This is a genomic window from Mesorhizobium sp. ESP6-5 (genome assembly GCF_020164695.1).
Classification (GTDB): domain Bacteria; phylum Pseudomonadota; class Alphaproteobacteria; order Rhizobiales; family Rhizobiaceae; genus Mesorhizobium; species Mesorhizobium australicum.
On the sequence record NZ_JAIUGR010000007.1, the window covers coordinates 99,517 to 113,848 of the forward strand.

Here is a 14,332-nt window from a genome sequence, read left to right on the forward strand (position 1 = left end):
GTCGATGCCGTAAGGCGATTCCGCCACCGACAGGGCATCGGGCACCGGCGCGACACCGATGGCCGCCGGCCCACGGACGCGTCGCTGGCGGCGGCCTGGTTGAGTTCGACGACGGTCCCTGCCCTGAGCAGATGCGCCGTAGATCGGTCAGCGTGGTGGGCGAAAGCGCCGCGCGCCGCGCCAGTTCGGCACGACTGCGAACCGTCGTCGCGCAGCATGCGCAGGATCGCCGCTCCAGATTGAATTGGCAGAACGCCGAACCCGCCCTAACCAGTTGGTTTCCTGGAATTGCCCCTAGGCCGCGGCGGCGGAGCGCTTGAACACGATCGTGACCCGCGTGCCTTCGTCGGCGCTGGAAGTCACGTCGAACTCAGCCTTGGCGTTCTCTGTCAGCGATTGTGCGATGAGCGCGCCGAGCTTGCCTTGCTTGGGCCAGCTCTCGCCTTCCGGCAACCCGATCCCGTCATCGGCGACGACGACGCGACAGCCATCCCCGTTCACGACGCTGTGCAGCGTGATCGTGCCGCTGTCACGCCCGCGAAATGCATGCTTGAGCGCGTTGGTCAGCAGTTCGTTGACCACCAGGCCGGTGGGCATGGCAACGTTGATCGAAACCGGGTAGGTGTCCACCTTCATGTCGAGGCGAATGCCCTCGACAGCATGCGAACTCATCACGGCTGACGCGATCTGGCTCAGATAGACGCCGAGATCGACCTCCTCCTTGTGCTCCTCGCCCGACAGCGTTTGATAAAGGATGGCCAAGGCATCGACGCGGCCGGCCAGCCTTTCGAAGCGTTTCCGGTCCGGCTCGGTCGCATTGCGTGTTTCGAGGCGGATCAGGGCGGTGATCATCTGCAGATTGTTCTTCACCCGGTGCTGCAATTCCCGCAACAGCGTGTCTTTCTCGCGGACGCGCTCCTCGATCGAGCGCGCATCTTCGGTCTCGCCATGCGCCGAGACGTCGACCAGTGCCACCAGCCGGAAGCAGGCCTTGCCGTTGTCATCCTCGATGACGTTGGAATAGACGTCGACGATTGCAGACTTGTCCTCGGCCCTCTCGAGCCGAAACGTGCCGACGAAATCGGTCCCGTCGACCACCGCATCGGACAGCGCGCTGTCCTTCTGCTGGTGCAGGCCAATGCCGGAAAGTGCCGCCCAATGCTTCTGGGCGAGGCTGGCCGCCTTCAGGCCCGACAGTTTCTCGAACTCCGGATTGGCATAGACGACACGTTCCTGCCCGCCGAGGTCCGAAACGGCGATGGCAATCGGCACCTGGTCGAGGAACTTCTTGAACTGTTCGCTTTCCAGCGCGCTGGCAAGGTCGGGCGTTTCCAGCAACTGCTCGACCGTTTCCGCCTTATCTGAATTCGATGTCATCTCTTGCATCCAGGAATTTTCTGGACGCCACCAATATCAGCGAAGCGATGCGCGAGCTATCGCCAAAAGTGCCACTTTCACCGGCATCAGGACTAGGCCCGCGCCGGCCTGGTCCCGCGCAACGGCAGCGCCATGGTGAAATCCAGGCCGTCGCCAAGATAATTCAGCTTGATGATGGCATCGCATTGCAAGCGTTCCCCAGCCTGGAACCCCTGCGGGAACCCGAACCGGTCAACTCTGGCCGGCCACCTTCGCCAGCCGCGGACCGGTCTTGCCGTCGACGATTTCGGGCCTGGCGCTGTCGACCGCGCCGTCCAGCCGCCGCCGAGCGCCTTGTTGAGGGCGATGTAGTCGGTCGCCAGAAGGACGCGGCTCTGCAACAGCGAATGCCGAACATCCCGCTCATTCCCTGAAAGCGCGGCTGATCTGATCCTGCAGCGGTTTGACGAGATAGGAGATCACGGTCCGGTCCGCGGTCTTGATGAAGGATTCGACCGGCATGCCGGGAACCAGCTTGACCTCGCCGAGGCGTGCCACCTCGGCATGCGTGGTTGCGATGCGAACGGTGTAGTAGCTGATGCCGGTGCGCTGGTCGGTCGTCGTGTCCGGTGAGGTCCGTTCGACCGTGCCGTTGATTTGCGGCGTGGTGCGCTGGTTGAAGGCCGAGAAGCGCAGCGCCGCCGACTGGCCGACCCAGAGCTGGTCGATGTCGCTCGGCGCGATCTTGGCCTCGACCGTCAGGCTGTCGCTATCGGGCACGATCTGCATGATCGTTTGGCCAGGGGTTATCACGCCGCCGATGGTGTGAGCGATGGACTGCTGCACGACGCCGTCCTGCGGCGCGCGGATGTCGATGCGCCTGAGCTGGTCCTCGGCGGCAATCTTTCGTTCCGTCAGCTCGCCGATCTTGCCGTCGATCTCGCGCAAATCCTTGTTGACGTCGGTGCCGAGTTCGAGGTCGATCTGGAGGACCTGCAAATTGATCTCGGCGATCTTGCCCTGGGCCTGTGCCAGGGCCGCCGTCAGCTGGCCGCGCTCGCCGTCGAGCCGCGCCGACTCGCGCTCCATGGCGGTCAGGCGATCGATTGAGATCAGCCGCTTCTTCCACAGTGCGCGTATGCTGGCCAGTTCCTCCTCGACGAGCGTGATTTCCTGCGACTTGGCTTCGACCTGCGCCGTGTCGCCGCCAATCTCCTTCTGCAGCTGCAGGATGCGCTCCTGCAGCTGGCTCTTCTGGCCGGAACGACCCGCACGCCTTGTTTTGAAAACCTGTTGCTCGCCGGCCATCATCGCGGCGATCCCCGGACTGGCGCGGCGATCGAAAAGATCTTGCGGAAAGACGATGGTGTCGGAGCCCTGGCGTTCGGCTTCGAGGCGCGCCTTGCGTGCCGACAGCTGATCGAGCGCCTTGGTGACGACGGCGAGGTTGGCCGCCGGCACGGTAGGGTCGAGGCGCACCAGCAGCGCCCCGCGCTTGACGCGGTCGCCGTCACGCGCCGAGATCTCGCCGACGATGCCGCCGGTCGAATGCTGCACATCCTTGACGTGGGAATCGACGACGAGAACCCCAGACGCGATGACCGCTCCCGAAATCCGCGTCAGCGAGGCCCAGCCGCCGACGCCGCCGACCAGCATCGCGACCGCGATGAGGCCCATATGCATGTAGCGCCGGATGGATTGGTGGGAAGCGTTCGACATCGTTCCCCCCGTCATTTGCCCGCCGCCGCCACGCCAGGCGATGGCGCCGGCCCTTCGGTGGCGAGCCTGAGGTGCGGCACGGCGGCCACTGCCGGTTGCGGCCGCGGAAACAGCTTGGCCAGAACATCGTCCTTGAGGCCGAACGCCTGGACGCGGCCCTGGCTCATGGCGAGGATGAAATCGACTGTGCTGAGCGCGCTTGGCCGGTGCGCCACGAGTACGACGATGCCGCCACGCTGCCGCACCGAAAAGATCGCCTGGAACAGCGCCTGCTCGCCTTCGGCGTCGAGGTTGGAATTCGGTTCGTCGAGCACCACCAGGAAAGGGTCGCGATAGAGCGCGCGGGCCAGCGCGATGCGCTGGCGCTGGCCCGCCGAGACGGCTTCGCCGAGTTCGCCGATCTGTGTTTCGTAGCCATCACGGAAACCGACGATGAGGTCATGCGCGCCGGCGGCCCTGGCGGCGGCAATCACCAATGCGGGATCGGCGCCGGGCTCGAAACGCGCGATGTTCTCGGCGATCGAGCCAGCAAACAGCTCGACGTCCTGTGGCAGATAGCCGATGAACCGGCCACGATCCTCCGGCGACCACTGATCGAGGTCGGCGCCGTCGAGCCTCACCCTGCCGGCGGCGGACGGCCAAGCGCCGACAAGCGCCCTGACCAACGTCGACTTGCCTGAGCCACTCTGGCCGATGATGCCGACGGCGTGTCCCGCTTCCAGCGCAAAGCTGGCATCCTGCACCAGAAGGCGCTGCGTGCCGGGTGCGGCAACACTGACACCCTGCATGAAGACATGGCGGCTCGGCGCCGGCATGGCCATCGGCTCGGCGTCGGCCGGCAAAGCGGCGAGAATCCTGGTCAGCCGCTGCCAGCCCTGCCGCGCGGTCACGAAACCCTTCCAGTTGGCGATGACCAGATCGACGGGCGCCAGCGCGCGGCCGCTCAGGATCGATGCGGTGATGATGATGCCCGCGGTCACCTGCTGCTCGATGACCAGCCAGGCGCCAATGCCGAGCATGGCCGATTGCAGGAGCATGCGCAGCACCTTGGACACGGCGCCGAAGCCGCCGGCGATGTCGCTGACGCTGCGCTGCTCGGCGAGATAGTCGCGGTTGGCCTCTTCCCATCGTTTCGCCATCCGGCCGCCCATGCCGAGCGCCGCGATGACTTCCGCATTGCGATTGCCGGTCGTGGTCAGGCCGTTGCGGATGATGCCGGTCTGGGTGCCTGATGTGACCGGCTTGCGCGTCAGCCGCTCGGCAAAGACGGTCAACAGCACCAGCACGATCGCGCCGATCAGGGCGGTCACGCCGAGAAGCACGTGGAACATGAAAATGATGGCCAGATAGAGCGGCAGCCACGGCAGATCGAACAACGCGGTCGGGCCGGTGCCCGACAGGAAAGTCCGCACGCTGTCGAGATCGCGCACCGGCTGCATGCTGTCGCCGTTGCGGCCGACCTTGAGCGGCAGCTTGAGGACGCTGGAATAGACGCGGGCGCCGAGCACCTCGTCGAGGGCACCGCCGATGCGCACCAGGATGCGGCCGCGGATGAAATCGAGCCCGCCTTGCCCGGCATAGAGGATGGCGACAAGCAGGCTGAGGCCGATCAGCGTCGGCACGCTGCGGCTCGGCAGCACGCGATCGTAGACCTCGAGCATGTAGATCGAACTGGACAGCATCAGCACGTTGAGGACGCCGCTGAACAGCGCGATCGCGATGAAGGCCGAGCGGCAGGATCTGATCGCCGCCGCGAGTTCCGATCCCTGCTGTTGTCGGACGTTGGGCTGCCGGGCGTTGTTGGGCTGCCGGGTACTGGGCCCGGCAGCATCTCGCGCCGTCGCCGTGACGCCGGGGGCTGCGTCCGGACCGGCTTCAGCGCGAAAGGGATTGCGTTCCCGAAACAGCAGAAGTGCGCCGGATATCGCCAGCGCCAGGCACAGCAACCAGACGCCCTGCGATGCCGTCAGCACGCCGCCGAGCCCGAGAAAAAGGGCGCAGGCTATCATAACCAGACCCAAGGACCTGATCATGGCCTGCGCCGATTTGAAGATGGTGGAGGCCCTTCCCATGCCAATTCATGCGAGCAGCGCTGCGGCAAGACACCCGACCGGAAGGCCGGGAGCCTGCCTCAGGCGATCCCCGTCAGGCCCCCCACTTGAGTCTGCGCCACCTCATGCAGCGTGAGCCAGAATTGATCGAGCGTGTTGGGATGCTCGTCGATGATGTGGGTCCCGTCGAACCAAGCGACATGCCCGTCCGGCCCGGATGTCACCAGTTGCCCCTGGTTGAACCACATCAGCGCGTTCTTCAGGCCCTCGCCGTCGGCCTCCTTGCCGCCGTTCCAGTCGACGATGCCGGAGCTCGCGTCGGTGACGTCGACATATTTGGTCCAGGCAACCGTGTTTGTCTTGACCGCAGGCCCCTTCAGCGCGGTGCCGACCTGATCGACGACGCCATCGTTGTCGGCGTCGACATTGACGCCGAGCCCGGCCCAGGTCCCCTGACCCTTCAGCCACATCACCGCCTCGTCGATCAGGTCGTTGGGCTGAGCGACATGGTTGTCGATGTTGAGCTGGGTGGCGATTGCCTGCTGCAGCATGATCACGCGCGCATCGCCACCCGCCGAACTCGATTCGATGGCCTTGGCCAGCGAGGTCGAAATCAGGAGGTCGTGCGCATCGTTGGCAATGCCGTCGCCGTTGCTGTCGCCGAGCAGCAGATAGCCGTCGCTACGCGGATTGACGTCAAGGCTGGACAAGACGCCGCTGGCCACCGCGCTCTTAGTGGGATTGCCCTCATTGCCGGCGACATTGTCCCAGGCATCGGAATGGCTGCCCCAGAACCCTTGTGTCAGCGCCTTGTTCGAGAAACCTTCGTAGTCGCTGTTGTCGGCGGCGAGCGGCGTGCGCGAATGTCCGGCCGTGTCGACATAGGCGTCGGTGGTGGCTGTTGCATTGTTGACGTAGCTGCCGAGCTGCGCGATGCCCGTCGCCTGGTAGTGCCAGGTCTCATTTATATCGAGCAGATTGTCGTGGTTGGTGTCGCCGCTGTTGAAGCCGCCGCTGAGGATCGCCGTCGGATGGAAATCGTCGCCGGTGCCGGCGGTGCCGTTGTCGTCGGTCACGACCACATGGGCGAGCGCGACATTGCCGTCGTTCTTGACATCGTAGGTCCAGGTCACGGCTTGGCCCTGGAAGATGTTGAGGCCGTGGTCGACGGCGTTGGTCTTCTTGTCGAGCGTGATGTGCGGATTGGCGCCGAAATAGCCGGAGTCGTCGGTGGCCGTGTCGGTGCCGGTATGATTGGCATCATCGGTGAAGGAGCCGGAGGCGGTGCCGGTGTTGCTGTAGGCGCCTGTCACGGCGGTGCCGGTTGCCGAGAACTTCCAGACTTCACCGATGTCGAGCTTGTTGTTGTCGTTGACGTCACCGATGTTGGTGACATGGCCACCGCCAAGCACCGCGCCCGGCGTCACGCCGGCGTCGCTGTCGGTTACCGTGACGCCCGACAGGGCAACGTTGCCGACATTGGTCACCGTGTATTCCCACGAGATCGGCTCGCCGGTCAGGATCGTCAGAGTGTCGCCCTTGGTCCCGTCGTCGACCGTCACCTTGTCGATCTTGATCTCGGGATCGGCGCCGAAATAGCTGGAGCCGTCGCTGTCGGTGACATTGACTGCCCCGGCCGAGCCCGTGACCGTGCCAACATTGGTGTAATCGCCGACGACAGCCGTGCCGGTGCTCGTGCCGATGAAGCTCCAGTGCTCGGTGGTGTCGAGCTTGCCGTCATGGTTGGTGTCGCCGACGTTGAAGCTGCCGCTGAGAACCGCCGTCACGACCACGTCATTGTGGTCGTCGGTGACGACAATGTTCGACAGGGCGACATTGCCGGTGTTGCTGACCGTGTATTGCCAGGTGATCGTATCGCCGGCGAGCACGCTCAGCCCGTCGCCGATCGCCGTGCCGTCGACCGTTACCTTGTCGATGCCTATTCCAGGCGTATCAGTGCCGGTGCCGGGGGTCGTGAGGGTGCGCCACTCCTCGAAGCCGCCATTGGCTCCGGAGAAGCCCGAAGACAGCGTGACATAGGAATCGGGCGAGACATCGGCCGCCGTAAAGTCGCTGACCGGGACGAGCACGCGGTAGTCGTCCGTCCCCGAGCCATGATTGGAATCGATCAGCAACTGGTCGGCGGTCAGGTGGAAGACGGTGGTGAACCCTGCAAAGTCAGCATTATAGTCGGCAAGCGTCGCTCCGGCATTGGAGATGTAGATATCCAGCCCGGTCAGCGTGATGTTACCGTTTACATCATTGTTGCTTTCGTTCAGGTCCAGCCGAAACTCGATATACTGGACGCCGTCGACAGTGATCGCCTGCAAGTTGCTGTATTGCAGGTCGTGGGTGAAGGACGCCTTGTTGTCGACGACGTTGCCGTTCTGATCGGTGTTGAAGCCCTCTTCGACACCTGTCGCCTGCAGCCGCAGGAACGAATCATAATTGCCGGTTCCCGAACCTTCCGTCGTCGCCTCGAGAAGGACGCCGCCGCCGATATCTGTCGCCATTACCATTTCCTCCACATTGTCGTCCGGTCAGCGATCAAGCCGCCACCGTTCACCCCAGGGTTGACTGCATGCTCCGAGCGCCGGCTCCCGCGGCATGCCGACGAGCGATCGTCTCGTAAAAAGAAGAGGGGAAATTGGAACGAAAGCCCGGGAGCGGCGGCGAAGTCTGGACTCGCTTCGCCAGCTGTTGCTGGATGACGGAACACAGGTGCCGTCGAACTGCCTGCCACGCTCAAGCCCCATACCTCAAACTCACGCGGTCGACATCGACCGCCAGAGTCTTAACAATCCCCTAACCATATTTTGCAGGTTGCAATGGCCACGTCCATATAACTGCGGTTATAGGCGCAAATGAAAATCCGACATCATTAAATGTAATCGTCATTTCAGTAAAAACTCACAACGTTAGCCGAGTTGTGTGAAATTCTTTCCGCGTTTTACTCTCAAAGACGAGGATCGCTGGGTCAGGTCCATGATCTCATCAAATCGCGGACTGGCAATGACGCCTCGGAACTGCCCTGTTTCAATCCGGCACCACGCACCCTGGTGCCGGAAGCGTATCGACATTAATTAGTAATTGCTAATTCTTATCGGAAGCACGATGCTGCTGCCGGGATGGATTATCGCATAGGGTGTGCGAGCCTGATCGGGTTGGAGCGTGACTGAAGATGGTCACCACTGTGTTCATTGTCGACGACCATCCGCTGCTCCTGCACGGCCTGGGAGACCTGATTGCCCGCGAGCCCGGCTATAGGGTTGTCGGTTCGGCGCTGGACGGCAGGAGCGCTGTGACCAGGATTAGGCAGGACTTGCCCGACATTGCGGTGATCGATCTGAACATGCCGGGGTTCAGCGGGCTCGACGTTGCCGTCGAACTCGGCAAGGAAACGCCGGCCACACGCTGTGTGATGCTGACGGCTGGCGCGTCACAAGGCCAGCTTTACGATGTGGTCATGGCTGGCGTCGCCGGGATCGTGCTGAAGGAGTCCGCCGTCGGCACGCTGCTGAGATGCATTGACCAGGTTGCCTCCGGCGGTCACTGGTTGCCTGCCGAAATTGTCGGCGAAGCCCTCGAGATTGAGGCGTCCCGCCGGATCAAATGGCAGAAGCTGTCGTCACGGCTGACCAGACGGGAAATGGAGATTGCCCGGCTCGTTGCCACGGACAAGCCATACGGGCGGATCGCGCTCGATATCGGCATCTCGAAAGGCACGCTGAAAATCCATATGAACAACATCTACCGCAAGTTGGAGATCGCCTCGCGTGCTCAGCTTTTGCAACTGGCCGCCGGCCAGACTGGACTGAACGCCCGCATCGGAGGCGAATGAGGCCGCCATCGCCGACCCCGCCTGCGCCATGGTGCGGGTGAGCTCAGCGGTCTGCCGCTGCGAGACGGCCGAACGCCGGGCGAGCGCGATGCGCGCCTGGTAGCCGCGGGCCTGCGTGTAAGTGGACGCGACATCGCCGACCAGCGTCAGCAGCGTCGAGCGCAGTTCCTCCTGCGAGGCGTCCACACCATGGCGTGCGGCCTCGACGCCCCGGCGGTTGGCACCGAACAGGTCGAGTTCCCAACTGGCGGCGAAGCCCGACTGGTACTGGCTGTAGGCATCGCTGGCGGTGCCGCCGGCCGCGGCGGCGGCAGTCCTGTTGCGCGTCGCCGATGCCGAGCCGTCGGCTGACGGGAACAGCGTGCCGGCGCTCTGGCGGTAGTCGGCGCGAGCTTCGCGGATCTTGGCCTTCGCCGTGGCGACATCGAGGTTGCCGGCGACTGCTTCCTCGACAAGCGAGTCGAGCTGCGGGTCGCGCAGGCGTTGCCACCATTGCGACAGCTGCGCCGGCTGGACGGACTTGGTCGGCTTCTCACCGCTCCAGTTTGCCGGTATCGGCAGGTCGGGCGTGCGGTAATCCAGACCGACGACGCATCCCGCGAGCAAGGCCGCGCCGACAATAGGCGCACGGGGCCGCCTCGGCCACCGAGCCACGTTCAAAACCTCTCATGCAAGAACCCTTACTGCTGGTTGGCCGTCACCGGCGTTTCGCCCTTATCCTGCCCGGCATCTGGTTTGGCCACCCTGCCCTTGAAGATGCGCCGCACCGTGACGAACAGCAGCGGCACCAGGAACACACCGATCACGGTCGCGGCGATCATGCCGCCCATCACGCCGATGCCGACGGAGTTCTGCGCGCCCGAGCCGGCGCCGCTGGCGATCGCAAGCGGCGTGACGCCGAGGATGAAGGCCAGCGACGTCATCAGGATCGGCCGCAACCGCTGTCGCGCCGCCTCGAGCGTTGCCTCCACCAGCCCCATGCCGGCCGCCTGCCGTTCAATGGCGAACTCGACGATCAGGATGGCGTTCTTGGCGGCGAGGCCGATCGTGGTCAGCAGGCCGACCTTGAAATAGACGTCGTTGGTCTGGCCGAACAGGCTTGCCGCCAGCAGCGCGCCGAAGATGCCGATCGGTACCGACAGCATCACCGCGAACGGGATCGACCAGCTCTCATAGAGCGCGGCCAGGCACAGGAACACGACCAAGGCCGAGATCGCATAGAGCGACATCGCCTGGTTGCCCGAAAGCCGCTCCTGATGCGACAGCCCGGTCCATTCATGCGAATAGCCGGCCGGCAGTTGCGCGACCAGTTTGTCGATCTCGTCCATCGCCGCACCCGAGCTCACGCCCGCTGCCGCCGCGCCCTGAATCTCGACCGCGGCCGAACCATTATAGCGTTCGAGCCGGGGCGAACCGAATGTCCAGTGGCTGGAGGCAAAGGCCGAGAACGGCACCATGGCGCCGCTTGAATTGCGGACCTGCCATTTGTCGAGATCCTCCGGCTGCATGCGGAAATTCGCGTCCGATTGCATGTAGACCGGCTTCACCCGTCCCCGATCGATGAAGTCGTTGACGTAATCGCTGCCCCAGGCGCTGGACAACGTGTTGTTGATGTCGGCAAGGCTGACGCCCAGCGCGCTCGCCTTCTCCTGGTCGATGTCGACCGAGAATTGCGGCTGGTCCTCCTGGCCGTTGGGACGCGTGTTTGCGAGCACCTTGCTCTGCCCAGCCAAGGCCAGAAGCTGGTTGCGCGTCTGGATCAGCGCGTCATGGCCGGCGCCGTTGACGTCCTGCAGGTAGAAATCGAAGCCGTTGGTGTTGCCGAAACCCTGGATGGCCGGGGGCGCCAGCGCGAAGACCTGCGCATCCCTGATCTTGGAGAACGCGCCCATGGCGCGGCCGGCGATCGCCTGCGCGGCCATTGCGGCCGACTTGCGCTGGGCGAAATCCTTCAGCCGCACGAAGCCGATGCCGACATTCTGCCCGGCGCCGCCGAAGCCGAAGCCCGACGCGGTGAAGACCCCGTCGACGGCGTCTTTTTCGTCGTTGAGATAATGGTCGGTGACTTGCTTCAGCACGCGCTCCGTGCGGTCCTGCGTGGCGCCGACCGGCAATTGCACGCTGGTGATCAGGATGCCCTGGTCCTCTTCCGGCAGGAACGAGCTCGGCAGCCGCGCAAACATCCAGCCCATGGCGACGACGATGGCGAGGAAGATGGCAAGAAATCGCCACGACCGGTTGATGATGCCGTGCGAGCCGTCGCGATAGGCCGTCGTGCCGCGATCGAACATCCTGTTGAACCAGCCGAACGGACCGGTCTGCGTGGCATGGTCCTTCGGCCGCCGCAGGATCGTGGCGCACAATGCCGGCGTCAGCACCAGAGCCACCAGCACGGACAGCACCATGGCCGAGACGATGGTCACCGAGAACTGCCGGTAGATGATGCCGGTCGAGCCGCCGAAGAAGGCCATCGGCACGAACACCGCCGACAGCACGGTGGCGATGCCGACCAGCGCGCCGGTGATCTCGTTCATCGATTTTCGCGTCGCCTCCTTCGGCGACAGATCTTCCTCCTGCATGACGCGTTCGACATTCTCGACCACGACGATGGCGTCGTCGACGAGCAGGCCGATGGCCAGCACCATGGCGAACATGGTCAGCGTGTTGACCGAATAGCCGAACAGCGACAGCACGCCGAACGTGCCCAGCAGCACCACCGGCACCGCGATGGTCGGGATGATCGTCGCCCGCAAGTTCTGCAGGAAGATGAACATCACCAGGAACACCAGCACGATCGCCTCGGCTAGCGTCTTGACCACCTCCTCGATCGACAGCCGCACGAAGGGCGAGGTGTCGTAGGGATAGACGACCTCGACGCCTTGCGGGAAGGTCGAGCTCAGCCGGTTTATCGTCGAGCGCACCGCTTCGGCGGTGCTGATCGCGTTGGCACCGGTCGCCAGGTTGACGGCGACGCCCGCCGCCGGCTTGCCGTTGTAGTTGGCTTGCGTCGTATAGCTTTCGGCGCCGAGTTCGACGGTGGCGACGTCGTTGAGGCGGACCAGCGAGCCGTCCGTCTGGCTCTTCAGGATGATATTGCGGAACTGTTCGGCGGTTTGCAGCCGGCTCTTGGCGGTCACCGTGGCGTTGAGCTGCTGGCCCTTGCGCGCCGGCAGACCGCCGAGCTGGCCGGCCGAAACCTGCGTGTTCTGCGCCTCGATGGCGCTCGCCACGTCGCTTGGCATCAGCGCGTATTTGGCCAGCTTGTCGGGGTCGAGCCAGATCCGCATCGCATAGCCCGAGCCGAAGAGCTGCGTCGAGCCCACGCCTTCGACGCGCTTCAGCGTGTCGTTGACGGTGGCGTCGACATAGTCGGCGAGGTCGGTCGAGTTCATCTTGCCGTCGCTGGAGACGAAGCCGATGACCATCAGGAAGCCGGTCGAGGATTTGGAGACGGTGATGCCGTTGCTCTGCACTACCTGCGGCAGTTGCGACTGCACCAGCTGCAGCTTGTTCTGCGTCTGCACCTGGGCGGTGTCGGGGTCGGCCGAACTGGTGAAGGTCAGCGTGATCGACGCAGAACCGGTCGAGGTCGACGTCGCCGTCATGTAATCGAGGTTGTCGATGCCGGTCATGCCTTGCTCGATGACCTTGGTCACCGAGTTCTCGACCGTCTGGGCGTCCGCGCCCGGATAGGTGGCGCTGATATTGACCGTGGTCGGCGCGATCTGCGGATATTGCGAGATCGGCAGCGTGGTGAGTGCGAGCAGACCGCCCAGCATGATCACGATGGCGATCACCCAGGCGAAGATCGGCCGGTTGATGAAAAATGCTGACATCGTCTCAGTTCCCGGTCGACGCGGCGGGTTGCCGGCCGGTGCTGGCCACCTTGGATGGGGCCGGCAAGGCGGAGGTCTGGCCGCGATCCTTGATCTCACCGGTCGCCTCGTCAATCGTCACTTCGACGCCGGTCGCATCGCCGCCGGGGCGCACGAGCTGCAGGCCCTCGACGATGACACGGTCACCATCGCCCACGCCGCTGTCGACCAGCCAGCTGTTGCCGACGGTGTTGCGCACGGCGAGCACGCGCGTCTCGACCTTGCCCTGCGCATTGATGACCATGGCCGTCGCCTCACCCTTCGTATTGCGGGTGACGGCGCGCTGCGGCACGAGAAAACTGTTCTGGGCAACGCCCTCCTCGACCAGCGCCCGCACATACATGCCCGGCAGAAGCAGGCGGTCGGGATTGGGAAACTCGGCCCTGAGCGCGAACGTGCCGGTGGTCTGGTCGACATTGGCGCCGGCGAATTCCAGCTTGCCGGTCTGCGCGTAGATGGTGCCGTTCTCGAGCTTCAGCTTGACGCTGACATTGGGGCCGCTGAACTTCAGCCGCCCTTCCGAGATCGCCTGGCGCAGGTTGAGCAAATTGGTGCTCGACTGCGTGACGTCGACATTGATCGGGTCGAGCGAACGGATCGTGGTCAGCACCGTCTCCTGGTTGGCGGTGACCAGCGCGCCCGGTGTCAGCGTGGACTTGTCGATGCGGCCTGCGATCGGCGCGGTGATCGAGGTGCGGTCGAGGCTGATGCGCGCGGTTTCGGCGCTCGCCTTGGCGGAAGCCACATCCGCCTGCGCCTGCGCAAGCGTGGCGGCGGCGTCATCATAATCCTGTTTGGAAACAACGTTCTGCTTCAACAGGCCGGCGTATCTGTCGAACTTGGCCTGCGCGGTAGGCACCGCCGCCGCCGCCTTCTGCTGCGCCGCGACCGCGCTGTCATAAGCCGCCTTGTAGCTCGCCGGGTCGATGAGGTAGAGCGGCTGTCCCGCCGCCACCTCGCTGCCTTCCTTGAACAGTCGTTGCTGGATGATGCCGTTCACTTGTGGACGCACCTCGGCGATCAGCGAGGCCGCCGTGCGCCCCGACAGTTCGGCTGTGATCGCCACCGATTGCGGATGCAGCGTGACGACGCCGACTTCCGGTTTGCCGACGCCGCCCATGCCTGCGGGAGCCTTGCCGCCCTCTTGTGAGCAGGCCGCCAGGAGAAGAGCCGCGGCAAGCGCCGTCCAGGACGCGAGCCGGCGAACTGGCGGGGAGGACTGCCTAGACTGCATGGACATGGCTGAATGATCTTTCGCTGGAGGTGCGGTGACCGCATGGGCGTTGGCCAATGCAAAGCGAGGGCGAACGCCGGCGGTCGCAGGTGAAGCTTGAGACGGACGATGTCGTGACGAGGGGTCGCGCCCACTTGCGGGCGGCGTCGAGCGGTGCTTCGAAGCGGCTCATGTCGCGCTCCTTCTTCCTGGCTGGAGCGCACCCGAGGATCGGATGGCTGGCCGCGATGCCCTCCGCGCCATTATGCCGATCAGC

General features: G+C 64.3%; 8 protein-coding genes and 1 pseudogene. 1 reads left to right on the forward strand and 8 read right to left on the reverse strand.

The window, feature by feature from the left end:
- Window positions 1-294: 294 nt before the first annotated feature.
- The 5 genes from LB524_RS13365 to LB524_RS13385 all read right to left on the reverse strand — a co-directional run bounded on the left by LB524_RS13365 (window position 295) and on the right by LB524_RS13385 (window position 7,639).
- Entirely contained in the window at window positions 295-1,377 is a 1,083-nt protein-coding gene (locus LB524_RS13365) for a sensor histidine kinase (protein ID WP_224527041.1), read from the reverse strand.
- Between the two features lie 92 nt (window positions 1,378-1,469).
- Window positions 1,470-1,757: a hypothetical protein gene (locus tag LB524_RS13370; RefSeq protein ID WP_224527554.1), complete on the reverse strand. Its 288-nt coding sequence runs from the start codon at window positions 1,755-1,757 to the stop codon at window positions 1,470-1,472.
- A 22-nt stretch (window positions 1,758-1,779) separates the two neighbouring features.
- Window positions 1,780-3,075 carry an HlyD family type I secretion periplasmic adaptor subunit gene (locus LB524_RS13375; protein WP_140792427.1) on the reverse strand — a complete coding sequence of 432 codons (1,296 nt, stop codon included), beginning with the start codon at window positions 3,073-3,075 and terminating at the stop codon, window positions 1,780-1,782.
- 11 nt (window positions 3,076-3,086) lie between these two features.
- Window positions 3,087-5,108 (reverse strand): type I secretion system permease/ATPase, encoded by a 2,022-nt coding sequence (locus tag LB524_RS13380; protein ID WP_224527044.1) that lies wholly within the window; start codon window positions 5,106-5,108, stop codon window positions 3,087-3,089.
- Between the two features lie 98 nt (window positions 5,109-5,206).
- Window positions 5,207-7,639, reverse strand: a complete 2,433-nt coding sequence (locus LB524_RS13385; protein WP_224527047.1) for a hypothetical protein — start codon at window positions 7,637-7,639, stop codon at window positions 5,207-5,209.
- 668 nt (window positions 7,640-8,307) lie between these two features.
- On the opposite strand from LB524_RS13385, the gene LB524_RS29075 reads away from it, so the two are divergent.
- A complete protein-coding gene (locus tag LB524_RS29075) occupies window positions 8,308-8,967 on the forward strand; it encodes a response regulator (RefSeq protein WP_140617989.1) in 660 nt (219 codons plus the stop codon).
- A 51-nt stretch (window positions 8,968-9,018) separates the two neighbouring features.
- Here LB524_RS29075 and LB524_RS13395 read toward each other — a convergent pair.
- From LB524_RS13395 to LB524_RS13405, 3 genes and pseudogenes are all read right to left on the reverse strand, one after another.
- Window positions 9,019-9,621: pseudogene (locus LB524_RS13395) on the reverse strand (TolC family protein); the annotation flags it as partial.
- 26 nt (window positions 9,622-9,647) lie between these two features.
- Complete coding sequence (locus LB524_RS13400; protein WP_224527067.1) at window positions 9,648-12,803, reverse strand: efflux RND transporter permease subunit; 3,156 nt, start codon at window positions 12,801-12,803, stop codon at window positions 9,648-9,650.
- Window positions 12,804-12,807: 4 nt separating this feature from the next.
- Window positions 12,808-14,082, reverse strand: coding sequence for an efflux RND transporter periplasmic adaptor subunit (locus LB524_RS13405; RefSeq protein WP_224527069.1), 1,275 nt, complete (start codon window positions 14,080-14,082; stop codon window positions 12,808-12,810).
- Between the last annotated feature and the right edge of the window lie 250 nt (window positions 14,083-14,332).

Coding starts and splice junctions, on each gene's coding strand:
- LB524_RS13380 (WP_224527044.1), bottom strand. CDS start 5,108: ATGATCAGGTCCTTGGGTCTGGTTATGATAGCCTGCGCCCTTTTTCTC.
- LB524_RS13405 (WP_224527069.1), bottom strand. CDS start 14,082: ATGTCCATGCAGTCTAGGCAGTCCTCCCCGCCAGTTCGCCGGCTCGCG.
- LB524_RS13365 (WP_224527041.1), bottom strand. CDS start 1,377: ATGACATCGAATTCAGATAAGGCGGAAACGGTCGAGCAGTTGCTGGAA.
- LB524_RS13385 (WP_224527047.1), bottom strand. CDS start 7,639: ATGGCGACAGATATCGGCGGCGGCGTCCTTCTCGAGGCGACGACGGAA.
- LB524_RS13400 (WP_224527067.1), bottom strand. CDS start 12,803: ATGTCAGCATTTTTCATCAACCGGCCGATCTTCGCCTGGGTGATCGCC.
- LB524_RS13375 (WP_140792427.1), bottom strand. CDS start 3,075: ATGTCGAACGCTTCCCACCAATCCATCCGGCGCTACATGCATATGGGC.
- LB524_RS29075 (WP_140617989.1), top strand. CDS start 8,308: ATGGTCACCACTGTGTTCATTGTCGACGACCATCCGCTGCTCCTGCAC.